This window comes from Dyella sp. PARNA 12/25 (assembly GCF_055702865.1).
On record NZ_JBVQCI010000015.1, the window covers coordinates 51,987 to 72,826 of the forward strand.

At 64.0% G+C, this 20,840-nt stretch carries 21 protein-coding genes; 15 read left to right on the plus strand and 6 right to left on the minus strand.

Annotated elements, in window-relative coordinates; genetic code table 11:
- Nucleotides 1-118 precede the first annotated feature (118 nt).
- Together groL and groES are read right to left on the minus strand one after the other, a co-directional pair.
- Nucleotides 119-1,762 carry a chaperonin GroEL gene (gene groL, locus AC0GUR_RS20125; protein ID WP_472879296.1) on the minus strand — a complete coding sequence of 548 codons (1,644 nt, stop codon included), beginning with the start codon at nucleotides 1,760-1,762 and terminating at the stop codon, nucleotides 119-121.
- A 52-nt stretch (nucleotides 1,763-1,814) separates the two neighbouring features.
- Complete coding sequence (gene groES, locus AC0GUR_RS20130) at nucleotides 1,815-2,108, minus strand: co-chaperone GroES (protein WP_019464457.1); 294 nt, start codon at nucleotides 2,106-2,108, stop codon at nucleotides 1,815-1,817.
- 142 nt (nucleotides 2,109-2,250) lie between these two features.
- Between groES and AC0GUR_RS20135 the strand changes: the two genes are divergently transcribed.
- Both AC0GUR_RS20135 and cutA read left to right on the plus strand, forming a co-directional pair.
- Nucleotides 2,251-3,111, plus strand: coding sequence for a class II aldolase/adducin family protein (locus AC0GUR_RS20135; RefSeq protein ID WP_472879297.1), 861 nt, complete (start codon nucleotides 2,251-2,253; stop codon nucleotides 3,109-3,111).
- Nucleotides 3,111-3,428 (plus strand): divalent-cation tolerance protein CutA, encoded by a 318-nt coding sequence (cutA, locus tag AC0GUR_RS20140; RefSeq protein ID WP_472879298.1) that lies wholly within the window; start codon nucleotides 3,111-3,113, stop codon nucleotides 3,426-3,428. The genes AC0GUR_RS20135 and cutA overlap by 1 nt, the downstream gene beginning before the upstream one ends.
- Here the strand turns inward: cutA and AC0GUR_RS20145 are convergent.
- The 3 genes from AC0GUR_RS20145 to pdxR all read right to left on the minus strand — a co-directional run bounded on the left by AC0GUR_RS20145 (nucleotide 3,398) and on the right by pdxR (nucleotide 6,337).
- Nucleotides 3,398-3,787, minus strand: coding sequence for a cupin domain-containing protein (locus AC0GUR_RS20145; RefSeq protein ID WP_472879299.1), 390 nt, complete (start codon nucleotides 3,785-3,787; stop codon nucleotides 3,398-3,400). The two genes, cutA and AC0GUR_RS20145, sit on opposite strands and share 31 nt — an antisense overlap.
- A 2-nt stretch (nucleotides 3,788-3,789) precedes the next feature.
- On the minus strand, nucleotides 3,790-4,800 hold the full coding sequence (locus tag AC0GUR_RS20150) for a TlpA family protein disulfide reductase (RefSeq protein WP_472879300.1): 1,011 nt from the start codon (nucleotides 4,798-4,800) through the stop codon (nucleotides 3,790-3,792).
- A 91-nt stretch (nucleotides 4,801-4,891) separates the two neighbouring features.
- Entirely contained in the window at nucleotides 4,892-6,337 is a 1,446-nt protein-coding gene (gene pdxR, locus AC0GUR_RS20155; RefSeq protein ID WP_472879301.1) for a MocR-like pyridoxine biosynthesis transcription factor PdxR, read from the minus strand.
- 113 nt (nucleotides 6,338-6,450) lie between these two features.
- On the opposite strand from pdxR, the gene AC0GUR_RS20160 reads away from it, so the two are divergent.
- From AC0GUR_RS20160 to purH, 12 genes are all read left to right on the plus strand, one after another.
- A complete protein-coding gene (locus AC0GUR_RS20160; protein ID WP_472879302.1) occupies nucleotides 6,451-7,149 on the plus strand; it encodes a glutathione S-transferase N-terminal domain-containing protein in 699 nt (232 codons plus the stop codon).
- 192 nt (nucleotides 7,150-7,341) lie between these two features.
- A complete protein-coding gene (locus AC0GUR_RS20165) occupies nucleotides 7,342-8,256 on the plus strand; it encodes a DMT family transporter (RefSeq protein WP_472879303.1) in 915 nt (304 codons plus the stop codon).
- A gap of 369 nt (nucleotides 8,257-8,625) precedes the next feature.
- Nucleotides 8,626-10,818 carry a protein-disulfide reductase DsbD family protein gene (locus AC0GUR_RS20170; RefSeq protein ID WP_472879304.1) on the plus strand — a complete coding sequence of 731 codons (2,193 nt, stop codon included), beginning with the start codon at nucleotides 8,626-8,628 and terminating at the stop codon, nucleotides 10,816-10,818.
- The gene (locus AC0GUR_RS20175) at nucleotides 10,818-11,357 is read left to right on the plus strand and encodes a TlpA family protein disulfide reductase (RefSeq protein ID WP_472879305.1); all 540 of its coding nucleotides are present in this window, start codon (nucleotides 10,818-10,820) and stop codon (nucleotides 11,355-11,357) included. The genes AC0GUR_RS20170 and AC0GUR_RS20175 overlap by 1 nt, the downstream gene beginning before the upstream one ends.
- Before the next feature lie 150 nt (nucleotides 11,358-11,507).
- Entirely contained in the window at nucleotides 11,508-11,954 is a 447-nt protein-coding gene (gene aroQ / locus AC0GUR_RS20180; RefSeq protein WP_472879306.1) for a type II 3-dehydroquinate dehydratase, read from the plus strand.
- Nucleotides 11,955-12,019: 65 nt separating this feature from the next.
- Nucleotides 12,020-12,478, plus strand: a complete 459-nt coding sequence (gene accB / locus AC0GUR_RS20185; protein WP_472879307.1) for an acetyl-CoA carboxylase biotin carboxyl carrier protein — start codon at nucleotides 12,020-12,022, stop codon at nucleotides 12,476-12,478.
- A 21-nt stretch (nucleotides 12,479-12,499) separates the two neighbouring features.
- Nucleotides 12,500-13,864: an acetyl-CoA carboxylase biotin carboxylase subunit gene (gene accC / locus AC0GUR_RS20190; protein ID WP_472879327.1), complete on the plus strand. Its 1,365-nt coding sequence runs from the start codon at nucleotides 12,500-12,502 to the stop codon at nucleotides 13,862-13,864.
- Nucleotides 13,865-13,910: 46 nt separating this feature from the next.
- Nucleotides 13,911-14,276, plus strand: coding sequence for a hypothetical protein (locus AC0GUR_RS20195; RefSeq protein WP_472879308.1), 366 nt, complete (start codon nucleotides 13,911-13,913; stop codon nucleotides 14,274-14,276).
- Nucleotides 14,277-14,479: 203 nt separating this feature from the next.
- Nucleotides 14,480-15,379 carry a 50S ribosomal protein L11 methyltransferase gene (prmA, locus tag AC0GUR_RS20200; protein ID WP_472879309.1) on the plus strand — a complete coding sequence of 300 codons (900 nt, stop codon included), beginning with the start codon at nucleotides 14,480-14,482 and terminating at the stop codon, nucleotides 15,377-15,379.
- 88 nt (nucleotides 15,380-15,467) lie between these two features.
- A complete protein-coding gene (locus AC0GUR_RS20205; protein ID WP_472879310.1) occupies nucleotides 15,468-16,259 on the plus strand; it encodes a zinc-ribbon and DUF3426 domain-containing protein in 792 nt (263 codons plus the stop codon).
- Nucleotides 16,260-16,555: 296 nt separating this feature from the next.
- Nucleotides 16,556-16,843, plus strand: a complete 288-nt coding sequence (locus tag AC0GUR_RS20210; RefSeq protein ID WP_472879311.1) for a helix-turn-helix domain-containing protein — start codon at nucleotides 16,556-16,558, stop codon at nucleotides 16,841-16,843.
- A gap of 147 nt (nucleotides 16,844-16,990) precedes the next feature.
- Nucleotides 16,991-18,601 carry a bifunctional phosphoribosylaminoimidazolecarboxamide formyltransferase/IMP cyclohydrolase gene (purH, locus tag AC0GUR_RS20215; protein WP_472879312.1) on the plus strand — a complete coding sequence of 537 codons (1,611 nt, stop codon included), beginning with the start codon at nucleotides 16,991-16,993 and terminating at the stop codon, nucleotides 18,599-18,601.
- Between the two features lie 192 nt (nucleotides 18,602-18,793).
- Here purH and AC0GUR_RS20220 read toward each other — a convergent pair whose 3' ends face one another.
- Entirely contained in the window at nucleotides 18,794-19,798 is a 1,005-nt protein-coding gene (locus AC0GUR_RS20220; protein WP_472879313.1) for a bile acid:sodium symporter family protein, read from the minus strand.
- A 91-nt stretch (nucleotides 19,799-19,889) separates the two neighbouring features.
- Between AC0GUR_RS20220 and AC0GUR_RS20225 the strand changes: the two genes are divergently transcribed.
- The gene (locus AC0GUR_RS20225) at nucleotides 19,890-20,783 is read left to right on the plus strand and encodes a LysR family transcriptional regulator (protein ID WP_472879314.1); all 894 of its coding nucleotides are present in this window, start codon (nucleotides 19,890-19,892) and stop codon (nucleotides 20,781-20,783) included.
- Nucleotides 20,784-20,840 lie beyond the last annotated feature (57 nt).

The window sequence follows — 20,840 nt, forward strand, 5'->3', positions numbered from 1 at the left end:
AGATACCCGCTTCTATTCCAGCACGGACACAGTAGCCCGGGTGCGAACATCGCGCAAAAAAGAAAACCCCGCACAAGGCGGGGTTTTCTCGTAGTGCGATGCCTGGAAAGGCGTGGACTTAGAAGTCCATGCCACCCATGCCGCCCATGCCGCCCGGCGCACCGTGCGAATGGCCTTCGTCCTTCTTCGGCACTTCGGTCACGGCCGCTTCGGTCGTGATGATCGAGCCGGCCACCGAGGCAGCGAACTGCAGGGCCGAACGCGTGACCTTGGTCGGGTCCAGGATGCCGAAGGCGATCATGTCGCCGAACTCGCCGGTGGCCGCGTTGTAACCGAAGTTACCGTTACCTTCCTTCACCTTGTTGAGGATGACGGACGGCTCGTCGCCAGCATTGGCAACGATGGCGCGCAGCGGGGCTTCCAGGGCGCGACGGGTGATGGCGATGCCCAGGTCCTGGTCGGTGTTCTGACCCTTCAGGCCTTCGAGCACCTTCAGCGAGCGGATCAGCGCAACGCCGCCGCCCGGGACCACGCCTTCTTCAACGGCTGCACGGGTAGCGTGCAGGGCGTCTTCGACGCGGGCCTTCTTTTCCTTCATCTCGACTTCGGTAGCAGCGCCAACCTTGATGACGGCCACGCCGCCAGCCAGCTTGGCCACGCGCTCCTGCAGCTTCTCGCGGTCGTAGTCCGAAGAGGTCTCTTCGATCTGCGCCTTGATCTGGCCGATGCGCGACTGAATACGCTCAGCTTCGCCGGCGCCGTCGATGATGGTGGTGTTTTCCTTAGTGATCACGACGCGCTTGGCGCGGCCCAGATCGTTGATCGTGGCCTTCTCAAGCTGCAGGCCGACTTCCTCGGAGATGACCTGGCCATTGGTGAGGATGGCGATGTCTTCCAGGATGGCCTTGCGGCGGTCGCCGAAGCCCGGGGCCTTCACGGCGGCAACCTTGACGATGCCACGGATGGTGTTGACCACGAGGGTGGCCAGCGCTTCGCCTTCCACTTCCTCGGCGACGATCAGCAGCGGCTTGCCGGCCTTGGCGACGGCTTCCAGCACCGGCAGCAGTTCGCGGACGTTCGACACCTTCTTGTCGTGGATGAGGATGAACGGGTCGTCCAGTTCAACCTGCTGCGACTGCTGGTTGTTGATGAAGTACGGCGACAGGTAGCCGCGGTCGAACTGCATGCCTTCGACGACATCGAGTTCGTTCTCGAGACCCGAGCCTTCTTCAACCGTGATCACGCCTTCCTTGCCGACCTTCTTCATCGCGGTGGCGATGATGTCGCCGATGTTGGCGTCGGAGTTGGCCGAGATGGTGCCGACCTGGGCGATGGCCTTGTCGTCAGCGGTGGGGTTGGAGAGCTTCTTGAGCTCGGCAACGGCGGCCGAAACGGCCTGGTCGATACCGCGCTTGAGGTCCATCGGGTTCATGCCGGCGGCGACGGCCTTGAGGCCTTCCTGGATGAACGCCTGGGCCAGCACGGTGGCGGTGGTGGTGCCGTCACCAGCGACGTCGGAGGTCTTGGAAGCGGCTTCCTTGACGATCTGCGCGCCGATGTTCTCGTACTTGTCGGCCAGTTCGATTTCCTTGGCGACGGAGACGCCGTCCTTGGTCACGGTCGGAGCGCCGAAGCTCTTCTCGATCACGACGTTGCGGCCCTTCGGACCCAGGGTGACCTTCACGGCGTTCGCCAGGGTGTTCACACCCTTGAGCATGCGAGCGCGGACGTCTTCGCCGAAGCGTACTTCTTTAGCAGCCATTGGTTATTCCTTCGAATGCGTTGAATGTTGGGAAGAGGTGCGGGAGAGGCGCTTAGCCTTCGATCACCGCGACGATGTCGTCTTCCTTCAGGAAGACCAGCTCTTCGCCGTCGATCTTGATTTCCTGGCCGGCGTACTTGCCGAACAGCACGGTGTCGCCTTCCTTCACGGACATCGGGCGGACCTTGCCGTCTTCCAGGATGCGGCCGGTGCCGGCAGCGATGACCTTGCCGCGGGTCGGCTTTTCGGTGGCGCTGTCAGGGATGACGATGCCGCCAGCGGAGACGCGCTCTTCTTCGAGGCGCTTGACGATGACGCGATCGTGCAGCGGACGCAGTTTGCTCATGGGTGGGCTCCAGCTTGAGTTGGACGGTTGAACAGGAATGGGGACCCCGGAGCGGCGCCTGTACTGGCGCTTTGTTAGCACTCCCCGGAGGTGAGTGCTAATTCTAACGACGCAAAGCCCCCCTGCAAGAGGCACCCGTCCGATGGCTGAGTACAGCAATGGGGGAGCGGTGGGGGGCTTTCAAGAGCAGCCGGGGCAAAGAATCGAGGGGCTATTGGCTCAGGACGGCTTCCCATTGGGCCGTCATCCCAGCGAAAGCTGGGATGACGAGCTAATCGTGGCCCCTATCGACACGCGCGCCGGCAGCAACGACGATGCCGGCCTGCACCATCACCCAAGGCGATGCACGCCCGTGAGCGACGAGACGACGCTGCGCAAAGACCTCGTAACCCAGGGGGTCAAACTGGCCGCCTCCGGCCTCAGCCAAGGCACCTCGGGCAACCTAAGTGCCCGATGTGGCGACAGTTTTCTGATCACGCCCAGCGGGACCCCCTACGAGGACATCACCCCGGACGGCATCGTGCTGGTCGACGGCGAGGGCCAGTGGGCGCCGGAGCTACGCCCGTCCAGCGAGTGGCGGTTCCATCGCGATATCTATATGGCCCGGCCCGACGTGCAGGCCATCGTCCACGTCCACCCGCCCTACGCCACGGCGCTGGCGATGTGCCGCATGGCCATTCCGGCCGCGCATTACATGATTGCCGTGGGCGGCGGGGATTCGATCCGCTGCGCGGCGTACCACACCTACGGCACCCAGGCACTGTCTGACGCGGTAGTGGAAGCCCTGGAGGGCCGACTCGCCTGCCTGATGGCCAACCACGGCATGATCGCCACCGGCAACACCCTGGCCCAGGCGATGTGGCGTGCCGTCGAGGTGGAAACCTTGGCCAAGCAGTACGCCCTGGCGCTGCAGATCGGCAAGCCGGTGCTGCTCACCGACGGCGAGGTCACGCAGGTTCTGGAAAAATTCGCCAACTATGGCTTGATGTCGGCGAAGCCCTGATGTCCGATCCTGTCCTGCTCTGCTACTGCACCTGTCCCGATGTCGCCAGCGCACAGGCATTGGCCGAGGCGCTGGTGCGCGAAGACCTGGCGGCCTGCGTCAATCGCCTTCCGGCCGTGCATGCCACCTATCGCTGGAACGGCGAGGTAGTCACCGACTGCGAAGAACTGCTGCTGATCAAGACCAACGCACAACGCTTCGAAGCACTGAAACGGCGGTTGCTCGAGCTGCACCCGTATGAGCTACCGGAGCTGATTGCCGTCCCCGTGGTGCAAGGCCACGAGGCTTATCTGGATTGGGTGCGCGGCGCCGGCTGAGCGGGCTTGCCGACAAAGATCACCAGCATCGTCGCGGGCTCGCGATCGCTGGCATTACCACTCACCAGATGATGTGCGCCGGCGGGCTCGAACCAGTCTTCGCCCGGCGCATAGACGCGCAGCGGCCGCCCTTCGACCTGACTGCGAATATGGCCACTCAGCACGTACACATAAGCATCGTCGTCATGCTGGTGCGGTGGCGAGGATTCGCCGGGCGCGTACGTTACGCGCTCCGACTTCAAGACGTTGCCGGGTGCCTTCGACAATACCGCCGACATCAGCGATTGCTCTTCCACGGCCCCTGCAGGCGTAGCTGCCATGGTCGCGAGACATAGGAGCAAAGCGAGTGCACGACGCATGGTCAGCGTTCCGTCAATGTTTTCAGTTGCGCGGAGAAACCCGCATCCGCCGTTTCGCTGCGACTGATCATTCGGCCCTGCGCATCCAGCACGATAAAGGTCGGCACGTGCATCACGCGGAAGCGGCGAAACAGGGCACCGGAGTCGTCCAGCGCCAGCGGCATCGCAATGTGGTGCTCGTGCTGATAGTCAGCCAGCTCGGTGTGGCTTGCCCACAACCCGGATGCGATGCCCAGCCAACGCACGTTGGTGTCACGCGCCAGCAGATCCGCCTGTTGTCGTGCCGTCCGGCAACTCTCGGCCAGCGCCGGGCGACTCTTGGCGAGGTACGACTCGCACCACGGCGAAAGGAACACGAGCACTTTCGGTTTCTTTGCTGCGGTTTCGAACGCAGGCACGGTCTTTCCATCCAGCGTTTTCACGTTGAAGGCCGGCACGTGATCGCCAACGTCGTAGTGCGGTTCGTCTTTGGGAGCCGCCGCTGCAGCCACGGTATCGGGTGACGTGCTTCGTGCACGTGCCAGGGCAGCGTCGAGCTTGTCGTCGGCCATATGGCCCACGTACTGGATGCGACCATCACGTCCGATCACCACGTGCTGCGGCGTCACGCGCAAGTGGAAGGCGTCGCCCAGCGAACCGTCGTCGAACACGATCGGCATGCTCAAGCCGACCGCCACGCGGTATTTGCGCACTTCCTCCACGCTGTCATCGAAGCCGACGTCGATGGCGATCACCGCCATATCCGGGCCGGCCTGCTCATAAGTGCGTTCAAAGTGCGGCATCTGCTCGCGGCAGGGCACGCACCAGGTGGCCCAGAACTTCAGATAGACCGCTTTCTTGCCATATAGCGCACCAAGGTCGATGGTCTGGCCGTCGATCGTTTTCACCACCATGCGCGGTGCGGGTTGACCAATCAGGCTGCGCCCAGCCGTCTCCGCACGCGTCTGGCCGGTATCGCTCGCGTGCGCCAGCGCGCAGCACCACAGCAGGCAAAGCAGGATCACGTAACGCACAGGACCGTCCTTAACAGAAGAGATGAGCCCATGGTCCGCCTCCTCTCGAAGGCGTGACAGATCCAGTTGGCGGAGAAATGCAGGGACCAGCTCAACGGCGATAGTGGTCCAGCAGCCGGCCCAGCACGCGTGCTGCTTCTTCCATGCGCGCCGCCGGCAGCACGCCCAGGCCAAACAGCAGCCCATTGGGTGATCCGCTACCTATGGCATAGCCGCCGAGGGTCTCGATGCGCATGCTTTGTTTTGCCGCCGCCTGCACCACGTCTTCCGCCCTTACCGGCAGCAATAGTCGCGCAGCGATATGCAACCCCGCATCCGAGGCCAATGGCTGCAAAGCGTCGCCTGCGTATCGCGCCAGCGCATCGAGCAAGGCATCTCGACGCTCCGCATAGATGCGGCGCATTTTGCGGACGTGACGGGCCAGATGCCCTTCGGCGATGAACAAGGCCAAAGTGTCTTGTGCCAGCACGTCGCTGTGCCAATCGCTCAGCTGGCGCGCACGCGCCAACGCCGCCAGCGCCCACGGCGGCGCCACCATGTAACCCAGCCGTAGCGCGGGAAACAGACTCTTGGAGAAAGTGCCCACGTAAAACACTGAGCCGTCGCGGTCGAGTGTCTGCAAGGCATCGAGCGGACGGCCGCCGTAGCGGAACTCGCCGTCATAGTCGTCTTCGATCACCACCGCGCCGTGCTGCCGCGCGAATTCGAGCAGGGCGACGCGACGCGCCGGCGACATGGCCATACCCAGTGGAAACTGGTGCGACGGGGTTACGTAGATCACCCGCACCGACGGGGGAATCCGCTCGACGATCAAACCTTCGGCATCCACGGGCACCGGCACCACGCTCGCACCCGCAGACTCGAATGCGTCGCGCAGGGGCGGATAACCCGGATCTTCCACCGCGATCTCGGTGTGCCCCGGCGTCACGAGGATGCGCGCCAGCAAATCAAAAGCCTGCTGCGCGCCACTGGTGACTACGATGTCCTGCGCACTGCACCTGACGGCCCGGGCGAAGGAAATGTGCCCGGCGATGGCCTCGCGCAGGGCCAATCGCCCTTCCGCGGCATCGTAGATCGCCGATGCACGCGACAAGCTGCGCAATGCCCGTGCCGACAGGCGACGCCAACTATCGAACGGAAAGCGCGAGGCATCGGGCAAACCTCCACCCAGGTCGTGTCGTACCACTGGCCGCGCTGTCATCGGCACCGGCAAGGTCACGTCGCGCCAGCGCGGATGCAGGCGGCGATCGCCTCCTTCCACGGCGGGACCAGGCACGGCGGGAACGGGCACGCCTTCGGCCACCACATACCCGGCCCCCTGCCGCGAGGCGACGTAGCCCTCGCTGAGTAGCCGGTCGTATGCCGCCACCACCGTGTTGCGCGACAAACCCAATGACGCCGCCAGCGTGCGGGTAGATGGTAGGGGTTGCCCGTGGCGCAGGCGGCCATCGAGGATCGCCGCGCGCAGCTGCCCGTGCAGCGCCTGCAGACGGCCACGCGGGGGAATATCAAGGGGGAACGCCAGCGGTTGGTCCATATCGTCCGTGGGATGCCGGTTCACTGGTACCGAAGATTTCACTGGTTCTGGATCTTTTTCAAGACCAGTCGATTCACCACACTATCCCCATCGACACCATCTGGACCCCCACCATGATCGAGCTGTATTTCGCCGCCACGCCGAACGGCCTTAAGGCCAAGCTGTTCCTCGAAGAAGCCGGACTGCCCTACTTCGTGACGCCGGTGAGCCTGAGCAAGGGCGAGCAGTTCAGGCCGGAGTTCCTCGCGATTTCACCGAACAACAAGATTCCGGCGATCGTGGACCATGCGCCGGCTGGTGGCGGCGCGCCGGTGATGATGTTCGAGTCAGGCGCGATCCTGCTTTACCTCGCGGAGAAGATCGGACGCTTGATTCCGTCGGAAATCCACGGCCGCGCCGAAGTGCTGCAGTGGCTGTTCTGGCAGATGGCCGGGCTGGGGCCGATGGCTGGGCAGATTGGACATTTCAATGTGTACGCGCCGGAGAAGGTACCCTACGCCATTGACCGCTACACGCGGGAAACGGCGCGGCTGTATGGCGTGCTGGATCGCCAGCTGGAAGGTCGCGAGTTCATCGCCGGCGATTTTTCCATCGCCGATATCGCCTGTCACCCCTGGATCGTGCCGCATGAAGCGCACGGACAGACGCTGGCGGATTTTCCGAACGTGGAGCGCTGGTTTGTGGCCATGTCACAGCGGCCGGCGACGGTGCGTACCTATGAGGGCGTCGAGAACGCCTACGCGCCGAAAAAGCAGCTGTCGGAGGAAGAGCGTCGTGTGCTGTTTGGCCAGGGCACGGCGGCGAAGGGCTGAAGTCTGCTGACAGGTTTTGGTACGACGAGTAATTAAGCTGTCCCCACAGTAGCAACCACCTCTCAATCGTCATTCCAGCGAACGCTGGAATCCAGTGACTTTCGCTCTTCTTGAGCACTTCGACACCACAACCGAAAGGCACTGGATCCCAGCGTTCGCTGGGATGACGAGCGAAACAGCCCCGAGCCCACCATGAAGAAATCCGACATCGCCGCCTTGCTGTTGCTGGGAGCCATCTGGGGTGCCTCGTTCCTGTTCATGCGCATGGGCGCCGACGAGTTCGGCGGCATGGCGTTAGCGGGCATGCGCGCCATCGGCGCAGCGGTGTGCTCGATCCCGCTGCTGACGCGGACGCGGCTGGTAGAAATGCGTACCCACTGGCGCGATATCGCCATCGTCGGCATCGCCAACTCGGCGCTGCCATTCGTGCTGTTCTCTTACGCGGCGAAAAGCCTGCCGGCCGGTGTATCCGCCATTTCCGACGCCATCGCACCCCTGTTGGTGGCGCTGTCAGGCTGGATGCTGCTGGGCGAGAAGCTGAGCGCTATTCAGGCCAGCGGCCTGATGGTCGGTTTCACCGGCGTGGTGTGGCTGGTGGTCGGCACCGTGGGTTTCAACGGCGACGTGCATGCCACCGGCTGGGCGATGGCGGCCTGCCTGGGCGCCAATATCTGCTACTCCTTCGGCGCCCACTACAGCCATCGCCGCCTGCGCAGTGGCGTCACGCCGCTCAGCGTTGCCACCGGCAGCCAGCTGGCCGCTGCGCTGCTGTTGCTGCCACTCACCATCTGGATGTGGCCCACCCACACGCCGGGATGGATGTCATGGCTGGCGGTGCTGGGCCTGGCGTCCATCTGCACCTCACTCGCCTACGTGCTGTTCTACGGGCTGATGTCCCGCGTCGGCGCATCGCGCAGCATGGTGGTGATGTTCCTTATCCCGGTGTTCGGCGTGGTGTGGGGGCTGCTGTTCCTGCATGAACCCGTCACGCTGGCCATGGCGGGCGGTTGCGTGGTGATCCTGCTGGGCGTCGCACTGACCACCGGGATGCTGCGCCAACGCTCATCCGCTGGGGCTATGGCCGACCCTGCGACAGAACGCGCCTAGGGCCTGTTAACGCTATGCGCGTGGCTCGTGCCGGGAGCTGTTTGCCCGTCAGACAAGGAAGAACGAAGGAATGTATGTCGATACACGACCGAGTGATGACGCAGGATGGCGGGCAAACAGACCCGGCCCGAAGGGTTGCATGTCCGTGGCCACCATGCGGCAGCGCGCGGCTTGACCTGGCAGCCAGCCAGGCCAGCGCCACGCACTACCACCTGCCGGCCACGGACATGCAACACGAGCTACGCGCACAGCGTTAACAGGCCCTAATACAGAGCCTTACATTCGGGACATCATCCCGAGACGTTGCAAGCGCCATAATCCCCTATCGTCCGCGCTACGGCGCGGGCCACGAATACGCTGGAGCCCGCAATGCGCCTGATTCGACCCGGCCGCCTGGCCGCCTGCCTTACTGCTTTGTTGTGCCTGCTGCTGGCTGCACTGCCCGCCTTTGCACAGGACGACCTCGATGGCCTGCTGCCGGTCACTGAGGCTTACAAGCTCAGCGCCGACACCTCCACGCCCGGCGTCGTCAAGCTGCACTGGACCATCGCGCCCGACTATTACCTCTATCGCGGCCGCATGAAGTTCAAGGGCAGCGATGGGGTGACGCTGGGCGACGCCCAGCTGCCTGACGGCGAGAAGCATCACGACGAATACCTGGGTGACGTGGAGACCTATCACCACGGTGTCGACGCCACGGTGCCCTACACGCTCGCCGCCGGTGCGACGCAGCTGAAGCTCGCGGTGACCTACCAGGGCTGCCACGAAGTAGAGCCCAAGATCTGCTATCCGCCGAATACCGAGCACCTGACGCTCGACCTGCCGGCTGCCGCGAGCAACGCGGGCGCAGGCGCTTCGCTCGGCGCGGCGTTGAGCAAGCTGGGCTCCAACAAGGGCGCGGATGGTGTTGCCTTGCCCGCCGAGCAGGCATTCAAACTGGAGGCGCTGGCCAATGACCGCCAGCACCTGCTGCTGCGCTGGACCATGCCCAAGGGTTATTACCTGTACCGCGATCAGACCGCGCTGCGCCTGAAGGATGCCAAGGGTCTCTCGCTGGCCAAGCCGGAGTGGCCCGCAGGTACGCAGCATGAGGACGCCCATTTCGGGTCGACCACCGTGTTCTTCGATCAGGTCGAGGTGCCGGTGAGCATCGTCGGCGACACGTCCGGCCGTACGTCGGTGGCGTTGGAGGCCAGCTTCCAGGGCTGCCAGGACGGCGGCCAGTGTTATCCGCTGATGACGCGTGCGCTGAGCATTGACCTCGGCAGCGCCTCGCCCACCTCAGGCACGGTTGCGGAACCGGCGCCGGAAATGCCGCCGGCCAAACAGGCTGCTGAAGGCTCGCGCATCGGATTCGGCTATGCCTTGTTGGCGGCGCTGCTTGGCGGCGTGATCCTCAACTTCATGCCGTGCGTGCTGCCGGTGCTGTCGATCAAGGTGGTTTCGGTGATCGAGAGCGGCGAGAACACCGCGCGCCGTCGCAAGCACGCCTTGATGTATACGGCCGGCGTGCTGGTCAGTTTCGTCACGCTGGGCCTGGCCATCATTGCGCTGAAGGCCGCCTGGGGTACGCAGCTGCAGTATTCCCTGCTGGTGGCGGTGCTGGCGCTGGTCATGCTGACCGCCGGCCTGTGGATGTCGGGCGTGGTGCAGTTCGGCAGCTCGCTAGGCAACGTCGGCAGCTCGCTGGCGAACCAGTCCGGTTGGCGCGGTGACTTCTTTGTGGGCGTATTGGCCGTGGTCGTCGCCAGCCCGTGCACCGGGCCGTTCATGGCCCCGGCACTGGCGTATGCGTTGAGCTCGTCGGCGTTGCAGGCGATGCTGATCTTCCTGGCGCTCGGCGTCGGCCTGGCGCTGCCATTCCTGTTGATTGGATTCATACCGGCGCTGGCGCGCTTGCTGCCGAAGCCGGGCGCATGGATGGAAACGCTGAAGCAGGTGCTGGCCTTCCCGATGTATCTGGCGGCGGCCTGGCTGGCCTGGGTGCTGGCCAACCAGCGCGGCGCGGACGCGGTGGGCCTGCTGCTGGTGGCGGCGGTGATGCTGGCGATGACCTTGTGGTGGTTCGAGCGCAGTCGCTGGAGCAGCTTCCGCAGCCGTGCGCTGGTGGCCGTGCTCGCCTTGCTTACCGCGGTTCCGCTGTACGCGCTGGTTCGCCTGCCCGCCACCACCCCGGGCACGACGGTCACGGCGGAGGGCGTGGTCGCGTTCACGCCGGCGAAGTTGGCGGAATTGCGCCAGGCAGGCACGCCCGTGTTCGTCGACATGACCGCCGACTGGTGCATCACCTGCAAGGCCAATGAGCATGCCGTGCTGAACACCGATGCCTTCCGCGACCTGCTCAAGAAGACCGGCGCGGTCTATATGAAGGGCGACTGGACCAACGAGGACCCGGCCATCACCGAGTTCCTGCAGCAGTACCACTCGCCGGGCGTGCCGCTTTATGTGGTGTTCCCCAAAGATGGCGGCGAGGGGCACAAGCTGCCAACCGTGCTCACCTCTTCGCTGGTGGAAGACGCCCTGACCAAGGCCGCAGGCACGCCGGTGGTCAGCAATCCATGATGAGTCGTAGTAACTGGACCATCCTCGGCCTGGCCGTGCTGGTGGCTGGGGTCGGTGGCTGGCTGCAGCACGCCAGCCACCGCGCTCGGGTGCCGGAAGGTGTTCACGTGGCGGAAACCGGCGAGATCGTCCCCGATCTCGCCCTGTCCGGGCTCGATGGAACGCAGCACCGACTATCCGAGTTCCGAGGTCGGCGTGTGCTGGTCAATTTCTGGGCGACCTGGTGCGGCCCCTGCCTGCAGGAAATGCCGGCACTGGTGAAAGCCCAGGGGAACGTCGGCGAAAAGGGACCCATCGTCCTCGGCGTGGCGATGGACGACCCTGCCCACGTCCGCGCCTTCCTCGCCGCCCATCCGGTGAACTACCCGATCCTGATGGGCAGCCTGGACAACCCCAGCAGCTCGCTTCGTCTGGGAAACGTCGGCGAAGTGTTGCCTTACAGCGTGCTTCTGGATGAGAACGGTCGCCTGCTCGCCTTTCGCCGCGGTGCACTCGATGCCGATGACCTCAAGGCCTGGCTGTCGCCAACCGCGCCCTGATGCGATTTGCGGCGCCATACGTCGCCGCACGGTTTAACATTAACTTCTCCTTCAAACATCGCCGAACTGCGCCGAACTGGACAACATCCCCCAAGGACGCGCACACTCCGCGCCGGATGCCGGCTTGCCGGTTCGACCCTAGGTATCGGCGTGGCCAAGATCCTGGTCCTTCATGGGCCCAATCTCAATCTGCTGGGTGTGCGTGAGCCGGAGGTTTACGGGCGCGACACGCTGGCCGATATCGACGCAGCGCTCACTGCGCGAACGAAGGCCGCCGGGCACACCCTGGTCACCCTTCAGTCCAACGCCGAGCACGTACTGATCGACCGCATCCACGCGGCGCGTCAGGACGACACCGCGTTCATCCTGATCAACCCGGGCGCATTCACCCACACCAGCATCGCCCTGCGCGACGCCCTGGCCGGCGTGGCGATTCCGTTCATTGAGCTGCACCTTTCGAACGTACACGCCCGCGAGGCGTTCCGTCGGCACTCGTACCTCTCGGACATCGCCGTTGGCGTGGTCTGCGGCTTCGGCGCGGACAGCTACCGGCTGGCACTGGATGCCGCCATCAACCGGCTGTCGGTCAGCCACTGACCCGGCACCACCCATTCTTATCCGGCTGCCCCGGCGGCCCCAACGAAAACAAGAAGGTTTGAACGATGGACCTGCGCAAGATCAAGAAGCTCATTGACCTGCTTGAGGAATCCAACCTCGCCGAACTGGAAATCAAGGAAGGCGAAGAAGTGGTTCGCCTGTCGCGCGTACCCAAGGGCACCGTGACCATGGCCGCAGCGCCGGTCATGCAGGCTGCGCCCGTCGCTGCCGCACCGGTGGCTGCCGCTCCGGCTGCAGACGCCGCCCCGGCTGCCCCCGCGCTGCCGGCCGGCCACGTGGTGAAGGCGCCGATGGTCGGCACCTTCTACGCCTCCGCCAGCCCGGGCGCCGCGGCTTTCGTGAAGGTCGGTCAGCAGGTCAAGGCCGGCGAGACGCTGGGCATCATCGAAGCGATGAAGATGTTCAACCAGATCGAGGCCGACGTCGGCGGCACCGTGCAGGCCATCCTGGTCGAGAACGGCCAGCCGGTGGAATTCGATCAGCCGATGTTTGTGATCGCCTGAGCGGCCTGAACTGTCATGCCCATGCTCGAAAAAGTCGTTATCGCCAATCGCGGCGAAATCGCCCTGCGCGTGCTGCGCGCCTGCCACAGTCTTGGCATCAAGACCGTGGCGGTGCACTCCACCGCAGACCGCAACCTCAAACATGTCGGCCTCGCTGACGAGGCCATCTGTATCGGCCCCGCACCGTCGGCAGACAGCTACCTCAACATCCCGCGCATCATCGCGGCGGCGGAAATCACCGACGCCCAGGCCATTCACCCGGGTTACGGCTTCCTCTCCGAGCGTGCCGACTTCGCCGAACAGGTGGAGCAGTCGGGTTTCATCTTCATCGGCCCGACCGCCGATGTGATTCGCCTGATGGGCGACAAGGTGGAAGCGATCCGCGCCATGAAGGCCGCCGGCGTACCGTGCGTGCCCGGTTCGGGTGGTCCGCTCGGCGACAACGTGGAAGAGAACATCCGCATTGCGCGCGAGATCGGCTACCCGGTGATCATCAAGGCCGCCGGCGGCGGTGGTGGTCGCGGCATGCGCGTGGTGCGCACCGAAGCGCATCTGGGCAACGCCGTCACCATGACCAAGCAGGAAGCCAAAGCGGCTTTCGGCAACGATCAGGTGTACATGGAGAAGTTCCTGGAGAATCCGCGCCACGTGGAAATCCAGGTGCTGGCCGATGGCCAGGGCAACGCCATCCATCTCGGCGAGCGCGACTGCTCCATGCAGCGTCGTCACCAGAAGGTGGTGGAAGAAGCACCCGCACCGGGCATCACGCCGGAACTGCGCGAGCAGATCGGCAAGGTGTGCGTGGAAGCCTGCCTGCGCATCGGTTATCGCGGCGCTGGTACGTTCGAGTTCCTCTACGAGGACGGCCACTTCTACTTCATCGAAATGAACACGCGTATCCAGGTGGAGCATCCGGTAACGGAACTCATCACCGGTATCGATCTGGTGCGCGAGCAGTTGCTGATCGCCGGTGGCGAGAAGCTGTCGATCAAGCAATCGGACATCCAGATTCACGGTCACGCGATCGAGTGCCGCATCAACGCGGAAGATCCGGATAACTTCCTGCCTTCGCCGGGCACGGTGAAGCGTTTTGAAGCACCGGGTGGCCCGGGCGTGCGCGTGGATACGCACTTGTACGACGGCTACCGCATCCCGCCGAACTACGATTCGATGATCGGCAAGCTGATCGTGCACGGCCCGGATCGCGAAACTGCGATCGCGCGCATGCGCCTGGCCCTTGCCGAAACGGTGATCGAAGGCGTGAAATGCAACATCCCGCTGCAACAGCGGATCATGGCCGATGTGGGCTTCCAGCAAGGTGGACAGAACATCCACTACCTGGAAAAGCGCATGGCCGAACAGAAAGAAAAGGCCGGTCACGGCTGATTCTGGCCGGCGGGCCGCTGCCACGGCCCGCCGGTGTCTTTGACTGATGTCTGCATTACTCACCCTCAGCGATGCGATTGCCGCCATAACCGATGCCTTCGACGAGGGCGACGGCTGGGATCGCTACGCGTGGGTGTATATCCGCGGCGAGATCACCGAGCCCGGCTGCCGCGTCTATCTCTCGCATGTTGCGGACGAAGACGACTCGCTGATCGACGACCACGGCGAAGCCTTGCCGCCGTTCGCCGCACAGCATCACCTGGTGCATTTCCTTGAAGCGGCGGACTTCGCCGAAGTGCTGTTTGTGCAGCGCCGGCGCAACTCGTCGTCCACCACCAGCGACTTCGCCCGCGCGCTGGACCACTACCGTCGCCACGACAGCTTCCTCGGCGTTCCACCGGAATCCCTGTAGGAGCGCGCTTGTGCGCGACCGCGGCCTCGCAGCCCGACGCGGTTTCCGTGCGCCCTCAGCGCAACACAACGCGATAGCCGCCCCTCTGAGGCAACACCTCCACGCTGCGGTCGCGCACAAATGCGCTCCTACAACAGGCGCGCTTTCGCACACCGTGTCCGCCACATCGGCGACAATAGGCGCCTGACCCGCAGGAACCACCCATGCCCTGGCTCGAACTCTCGCTAACCGTCCGTGCCGAACAGCAGCCCCGCGTCGAGGAAGCGCTCGACGATCTCGGCGCGCTTTCGATCACGCTGCAGGACGCCGACGCGGAAACGCCTGACGAACAAGCCATTTTCGAGCCCGGTGTGGGCGAGCTGCCGCTGTGGCCAACCATCACGCTCAATGCGCTGTTCGATGCCGACTCCGATCGACGCGGCCTGAGCGAGGCGCTGGGCGAGCTGTTGCCCTGGCTGGAGCCGGATCACATGCAGTTCCGCGATGTGGCCGACGCGGACTGGGAGCGGGCATGGATGGATCAGTTCAAGCCGATGCCGTTCGGGCGCCGGCTGTGGATCTATCCGTGGAACATCGAGCCGCCCGCCGATGACGACATCGTGGTGGTGCGCCTCGACCCCGGCCTGGCCTTCGGTAGCGGCACTCACCCCACCACGGCCCTGTGCCTCGCCTGGCTGGACAGCCTCGACCTGAAGGGCAAGAGCATCACCGATTTCGGCTGCGGCTCGGGCATCCTCGCCATTGCCGCACTCAAACTCGGCGCCGCCAGTGCGGTGGGCGTAGACAACGACCCGCAAGCCCTCACCGCATCGGCGGACAACGCCGAGCGCAACGAGGTGGATGATCGCCTTGCCCTGTTCCTGCCCGAAGATCTCGACGCCGAACCGGCAGACGTGTTCATCGCCAATATCCTCGCCGGCCCGCTGGGTGAGCTCGCACCCACGTTTGCCGCCGCAGCGAATCCCGGGGCGCCGTTTGCCATCTCGGGCATCCTGAAGGGCCAGGAAGAAGAGCTACTCTCGCGCTACGCCGAATGGTTCGACGAGCTGCGAGTGGACACGCTGGAAGACTGGGTACGCATCAGCGGCCGTCGCCGTCGCTGAGTGCCGGTTCACGAACTGCGCATGAGCGCGGATGATTTGTCGTCGTCCGTGCACTAGTCTTGCGGTCAGTTCGACACCAGCGGCCCGCATGTACGCCCAATGTCCCGACTGCCTTACCGTGTTCTCGCTGACCACGGAAACGCTTGCGCAAGCGCGAGGCGAAGTCGTGTGCGGCCATTGCGACGTGCCCTTCGATGCGCTGAACAGCCTCAGCGACCACCTGCCGCCTGAGCCGTTCCAGCATCTTCCTCAGCGGCAGTCCGAGTTGCCGCCAAAGCTCGACCTCGCGGTGTACCGCCCGCCTGCAGAGATGCCGGCCATTGCAGAGCCGGCTGCTGGCGATCGCGATGTCACCGAGGATTTCAGCCACCTGGTGCTGGCGCCGCGCTTCGCTCGCGGCAAGGCAACCAAGGTCCGTCGCTGGCCGTGGGTGACCGCCACCCTGCTGTTGTTGCTGGCGTTGGCTGCCCAGTTGGCCTGGGCCAAGCGCGATGTACTGATCAGCGACGACACGATCGGCCCAATCTTGCGCCAAGCCTGCGCCAGCCTTGGCTGTCAGCTACCCCTCGTACAGGACACCTCGCGCCTCAGCCTGGTGGCCCGCGACGTACAGGCGCACCCTTCCGTGCCCGGCGCACTGCTGATCACCGCCAATCTGCGCAACGATGCACCATTTGCGCAGCCTTACCCAGTGGTATCGATCACCCTGTCCGATGCAGACGGCAAACGACTGGCCATGCGACGGCTGCGCCCTAGCGAATACCTGGGCGACAACGCCGTACTGCAACGCGGCCTTGCGCCCGGCGGCAGCGCAGCATTGATGCTTGAAGTGGAAGATCCCGGCGGCAAGGCGGTGGCATTCGAATTCGGTTTCGAATAGCCGTCCATTTCAGATCACAACCACAAAAAAACAGTTGATGGATATACGACTTGCCGGGTACGTCGGCAGGCATAGGTCATGCCATCGGTGACCTCTTTTGTCCATAGGACATTTCCCTGCCGGCCTTGATGACAGCGGTCAATGACACGCAGGGACTTAAAATTATCGGCACGCGAGGGTAAACTCGCCCCTTCGTCCTTGTGCTGCACCCGGCGTTCCATGCGAGCCGCCGCCCGCGGTATTGCCATAAACATTGCAGTGGCCCACGTAGCCGCTGTGTTAGAACGTGAGGGGAAATGCCCGTGAATGCCGTAAGACTGCCTGCCAACGAGTCTCCGAAAGAGGCGTCGTCGCAGAGCGCATTGAGCGAATGCGTCAGTCGTACCGTCCGCCGCTACCTCGCTGACATCGGCGATACGGAGTGTGACGAGGGCCTGCATGCGCTGGTGATTCGCGAAGTCGAGGGCCCCCTCCTGCGCGAAGTGCTGGCATGGCATGACGGCAACCAGAGCCGTGCCGCCGCCGTGCTCGGCATCAACCGCGCCACGCTGCGCAAGAAGCTGGCCGCACACGGCTTGCTGTAAGCCTGTTGGCCTCACACGCCTGCTTGCACCTGCAAACAGGCGCCGCCATACCCCGCATTTAGCCATCCAGGCGGCCCATCGCCGCGCTCTCCGACGATTCGGCGCCAGCCCGCTATAATGTGCGGCTTCCCCGCTCTGGAAGCTGCCATGTCTGCCTCTGCTGTAACCCCCATTCGTCGCGCGCTGCTCAGCGTTTCGGACAAGACTGGACTGATTGCGCTGGGCCAGCGCCTGCACAAGGCTGGCGTCGAGCTGCTCTCCACGGGCGGCAGCGCCAAGGCACTGCGCGATGCAGGCATTCCGGTGAAGGACGTCAGCGAGCTCACCGGCTTCCCCGAGATCATGGATGGCCGCGTGAAAACCCTTCACCCGAAGGTGCATGGTGGTTTGCTCGGCCGTCGCGGCACGGACGATGCGGTGATGACGCAGCTGGACATCGCGCCAATCGACCTGCTGGTGCTCAACCTGTATCCATTCGAACAGACGGTGGCCAAGCCCGGTTGCACGCTGGAAGACGCCATCGAAAACATTGATATCGGCGGCCCGGCCATGCTGCGTTCCGCCGCGAAGAACTGGAACGATGTCGGCGTGCTCACCTCGCCCGACCAGTACGACGACGCGCTCGCGGAAATCGAGGGCAAGGGCGGCCTTACCCGCGCCACCCGCTTCAAGCTCGCCGTAGCTGCATTCAATCGCGTGTCGAACTACGACGGTGCGATCAGCGACTACCTCTCCGCGCTGCAGCTCAACGACAACTACGACGGCATTGCGGGTCGTGATGCATTCCCGGCGCAGACCAATGGTCGCTTCGTGAAGATGATGGATCTGCGCTACGGCGAAAATCCGCATCAGCAGGCGGCGTTCTATCGTGACCTGTATCCCGCGCCGGGCACGCTGGCCACTTTCCGCCAGCTGCAGGGCAAGGAACTGTCGTTCAACAACATCGCCGACTCCGACGCCGCGTGGGAATGCGTGCGCAGCTTCACCAAGCCGGCCTGCGTGATCGTGAAGCACGCCAATCCGTGCGGCGTGGCGGTGAGCCTCGACGGCATCGGTCGCGCGTACGACCTCGCCTATCAGACCGATCCCACGTCGGCATTCGGCGGCATCATCGCGTTCAACCGCGTGGTCGATGCAGCCACGGCCAAGGCCATTGTGGATCGCCAGTTCGTCGAGGTTGTGCTGGCACCGGGCTATGAAGACGATGCGCTGAAGGTCTTCGTCAAGAAGACCAATGTGCGCGTGCTGGAAATTCCGCCGCCGGCAGACGGCGACCTGGCCAAGGCGCACCCGGGCAATGATTCGCGTCGCGTGGGCTCGGGCCTGCTGATCCAGACCGCCGACCGTGCCATGGTCAAGGCCGAAGATCTCAAGGTGGTCACCAAGCGCGCGCCCACGCCGACCGAGATCGACGATCTGATCTTCGCGTGGAAGGTAGCCAAGTATGTGAAGAGCAACGCCATCGTGTATGCGAAGAACCGCCAGACCATCGGCGTGGGCGCCGGCCAGATGAGTCGCGTGTACAGCGCGAAGATCGCTGGCATCAAGGCGGCCGACGAGAAGCTGGAAGTGCGTGGATCGGTGATGGCTTCCGATGCGTTCTTCCCGTTCCGCGATGGCATCGATGCGGCTGCAGCGGCCGGCATCAGTGCGGTGATTCAGCCGGGTGGTTCAATGCGTGATGCGGAGGTGATTGCCGCCGCTGATGAGCATGGGATGGCGATGGTGTTTACGGGCATTCGCCACTTCCGCCACTAATCGACGCGGTTGGAAGAAAAAGAGGCGCCATTAGGCGCCTCTTTTCTTTGTGCCTCACCGGATAGACCATGGTAGGAGCGCACTTGTGCGCGACCGCGGCGTTACGCGCCTGCCGCTCCGCAGGGTTGTCGCGCACAAGTGCGCTCCTACAAATTCAGCGTGCCATGGCTGCGCTGCAATGACGAGCGCAAGCTACGACGCCATCCGCGCTGTTTCCTCCGCCTTGCTCACCTCCACCGGCTTCGCCGCATACCGGCGCGCCAGCACCGCGCAGGTCATCAGCTGCATCTGATGAAACAGCATGATCGGCAACACGATGGTCCCCAGCGGATGCCCGGCAAACAACACCTTGGCAATCGGCACACCGCTGGCAAGGCTCTTCTTGGAGCCGCAGAACACGATAGTGATTTCATCCTCGCGGTTGAAACCAAGCGCACGCGCACCGTAGCGTGTGATCAGCAACGCCGCCGCCAGCAGCACCGCATTGACCACCAGCAGGCCGCCCAGTACGGGTAGCGGCAATTGCTTCCACAAGCCCTGCAACACCGCGGCACTGAATGCGGTATAGACCACGAGCAGAATCGATCCCTGATCGACGAACGACAGCATGATGCGATTGCGCTGTACCCATGTGCCGATCCAGCGCTGCGCCACCTGCCCCGCCACGAAGGGGACGAGAAGCTGCAACACGATGGCGCCTACCGACGACCACGACATGGCGCCCTGCCCATGCGACTCGAGCATGACGCCGACCAGCAAGGGGGTGACGAAGATGCCGAGCATGCTGGAGGCGGACGCAGCGCAGATGGCCGCCGGGACATTGCCGCGCGCCATCGATGTGAAAGCGATCGACGATTGCACCGTGGAGGGCAGCGTGCACAGAAACAACACGCCTACGTATAGCGCTGGCGTGACCAATGGGGACAGCACGGGTCGCAATAACAGGCCGAGCAAGGGGAACAGCACGAAAGTGCTGGCCAGCACCGTCAGATGCAGCCGCCAATGGGTGGCGCCAGCCATCACCGCCTCGCGCGAGAGTTTGGCGCCGTGCAGAAAGAACAACAGCGCGATGGCGGTATCGGTCAGCACCTCGAACACACCGGCCGCGGCGCCGCGACAGGGCAGCACGCTGGCCAGCACCACGGTGCCGATCAGTGCGCAGGTGAAGCGGTCGGGCAGGAAACGGCGCAGGAACATACAGGCCAGGACTATCTTCGGGACGGTTATTGGAACGCTCAGCGATTCATAAATCCAATTGCATTATCTGATTCATTGATATGATTTCAGTATGAATATCAGCCTGCGCCAGCTCCGCGTATTCCTCGCCGTGGCCCAGCAGCAGCATTTCCGGCGTGCGGCCGAGAGCCTGCACCTGAGCCAGCCGGCGGTGAGCCGCCATATTGCCGAGCTGGAAGCGGAGCTCGGGCTGAAGCTGTTCGACCGCAACACGCGCGAGGTGGTGCCTACCGACGCGGGCCGCACGCTGGAGAGCGCCCTCGGGCGCGTGCTGGACGAGCTGGAAGGCGTGCTGGCCCACGTTCACTCCGAGAGCGAACGGCGACGAGGCAAGGTGCACGTGGCCTCGGTGCCCACGCTATCGGCCGGGATGATGCCGCAGTGTATTGCCGACTGCGCAAGCCGCTATCCCGAACTCACCATTCAACTTCACGATCAGGCGCAAACGCTGGTGCTCGACAGCGTGCGAGGCGGCGAGGTGGATTTCGGGCTCGCCATCGCGCCGCCCGCTAGCGGTGAATTCGACAGCGAGTTGATTCTGCGTGACCCGTTCGTGCTCGTGTGTCGGCCCGATCATCCCCTGGCGAAGCTTGAACGCGTACCGTGGCGCAAGTTGCACGGCCAGCCGTTGATATTGCTGGACTACTCGTCGGGCAGTCGTCGCTTGATTGATCAAGCGCTATCCAGCCGTGGTGTCGAAGCAAACATCGTGCAGCAGACAGGTCATACGCTCACGGCATTCCGCATGGTGGAAGCCGGACTGGGCATCAGCGTAAGCCCCGCACTATCGCCACCACCATCGACACTGGTGACGCGCCCACTGACACCACAGGAAAAGCGCGACGTGGTGCTGATCAAACGACGTCAGCGCTCGTTGTCGCCATTGGCAGCACTGGTATGGGAGCGCCTGCGCATACTGGCCAACACCTCAGCGGGCCCTTTGTAGGAGCGCACTCGTGCGCGACCGCAGACTGGCAGCTTCCCCGCATGCCTTGGTCGTAAA

What these genes read in the sequence shown, in the direction of transcription:
- groL (WP_472879296.1), bottom strand. Translation starts at nt 1,762, where the DNA reads ATGGCTGCTAAAGAAGTACGCTTCGGCGAAGACGTCCGCGCTCGCATG.
- groES (WP_019464457.1), bottom strand. Translation starts at nt 2,108, where the DNA reads ATGAGCAAACTGCGTCCGCTGCACGATCGCGTCATCGTCAAGCGCCTC.
- AC0GUR_RS20135 (WP_472879297.1), top strand. Translation starts at nt 2,251, where the DNA reads ATGGCTGAGTACAGCAATGGGGGAGCGGTGGGGGGCTTTCAAGAGCAG.
- cutA (WP_472879298.1), top strand. Translation starts at nt 3,111, where the DNA reads ATGTCCGATCCTGTCCTGCTCTGCTACTGCACCTGTCCCGATGTCGCC.
- AC0GUR_RS20145 (WP_472879299.1), bottom strand. Translation starts at nt 3,787, where the DNA reads ATGCGTCGTGCACTCGCTTTGCTCCTATGTCTCGCGACCATGGCAGCT.
- pdxR (WP_472879301.1), bottom strand. Translation starts at nt 6,337, where the DNA reads ATGGACCAACCGCTGGCGTTCCCCCTTGATATTCCCCCGCGTGGCCGT.
- AC0GUR_RS20160 (WP_472879302.1), top strand. Translation starts at nt 6,451, where the DNA reads ATGATCGAGCTGTATTTCGCCGCCACGCCGAACGGCCTTAAGGCCAAG.
- AC0GUR_RS20165 (WP_472879303.1), top strand. Translation starts at nt 7,342, where the DNA reads ATGAAGAAATCCGACATCGCCGCCTTGCTGTTGCTGGGAGCCATCTGG.
- AC0GUR_RS20170 (WP_472879304.1), top strand. Translation starts at nt 8,626, where the DNA reads ATGCGCCTGATTCGACCCGGCCGCCTGGCCGCCTGCCTTACTGCTTTG.
- AC0GUR_RS20175 (WP_472879305.1), top strand. Translation starts at nt 10,818, where the DNA reads ATGAGTCGTAGTAACTGGACCATCCTCGGCCTGGCCGTGCTGGTGGCT.
- accB (WP_472879307.1), top strand. Translation starts at nt 12,020, where the DNA reads ATGGACCTGCGCAAGATCAAGAAGCTCATTGACCTGCTTGAGGAATCC.
- accC (WP_472879327.1), top strand. Translation starts at nt 12,500, where the DNA reads ATGCTCGAAAAAGTCGTTATCGCCAATCGCGGCGAAATCGCCCTGCGC.
- AC0GUR_RS20195 (WP_472879308.1), top strand. Translation starts at nt 13,911, where the DNA reads ATGTCTGCATTACTCACCCTCAGCGATGCGATTGCCGCCATAACCGAT.
- prmA (WP_472879309.1), top strand. Translation starts at nt 14,480, where the DNA reads ATGCCCTGGCTCGAACTCTCGCTAACCGTCCGTGCCGAACAGCAGCCC.
- AC0GUR_RS20205 (WP_472879310.1), top strand. Translation starts at nt 15,468, where the DNA reads ATGTACGCCCAATGTCCCGACTGCCTTACCGTGTTCTCGCTGACCACG.
- AC0GUR_RS20210 (WP_472879311.1), top strand. Translation starts at nt 16,556, where the DNA reads ATGCCCGTGAATGCCGTAAGACTGCCTGCCAACGAGTCTCCGAAAGAG.
- purH (WP_472879312.1), top strand. Translation starts at nt 16,991, where the DNA reads ATGTCTGCCTCTGCTGTAACCCCCATTCGTCGCGCGCTGCTCAGCGTT.
- AC0GUR_RS20220 (WP_472879313.1), bottom strand. Translation starts at nt 19,798, where the DNA reads ATGTTCCTGCGCCGTTTCCTGCCCGACCGCTTCACCTGCGCACTGATC.
- AC0GUR_RS20225 (WP_472879314.1), top strand. Translation starts at nt 19,890, where the DNA reads ATGAATATCAGCCTGCGCCAGCTCCGCGTATTCCTCGCCGTGGCCCAG.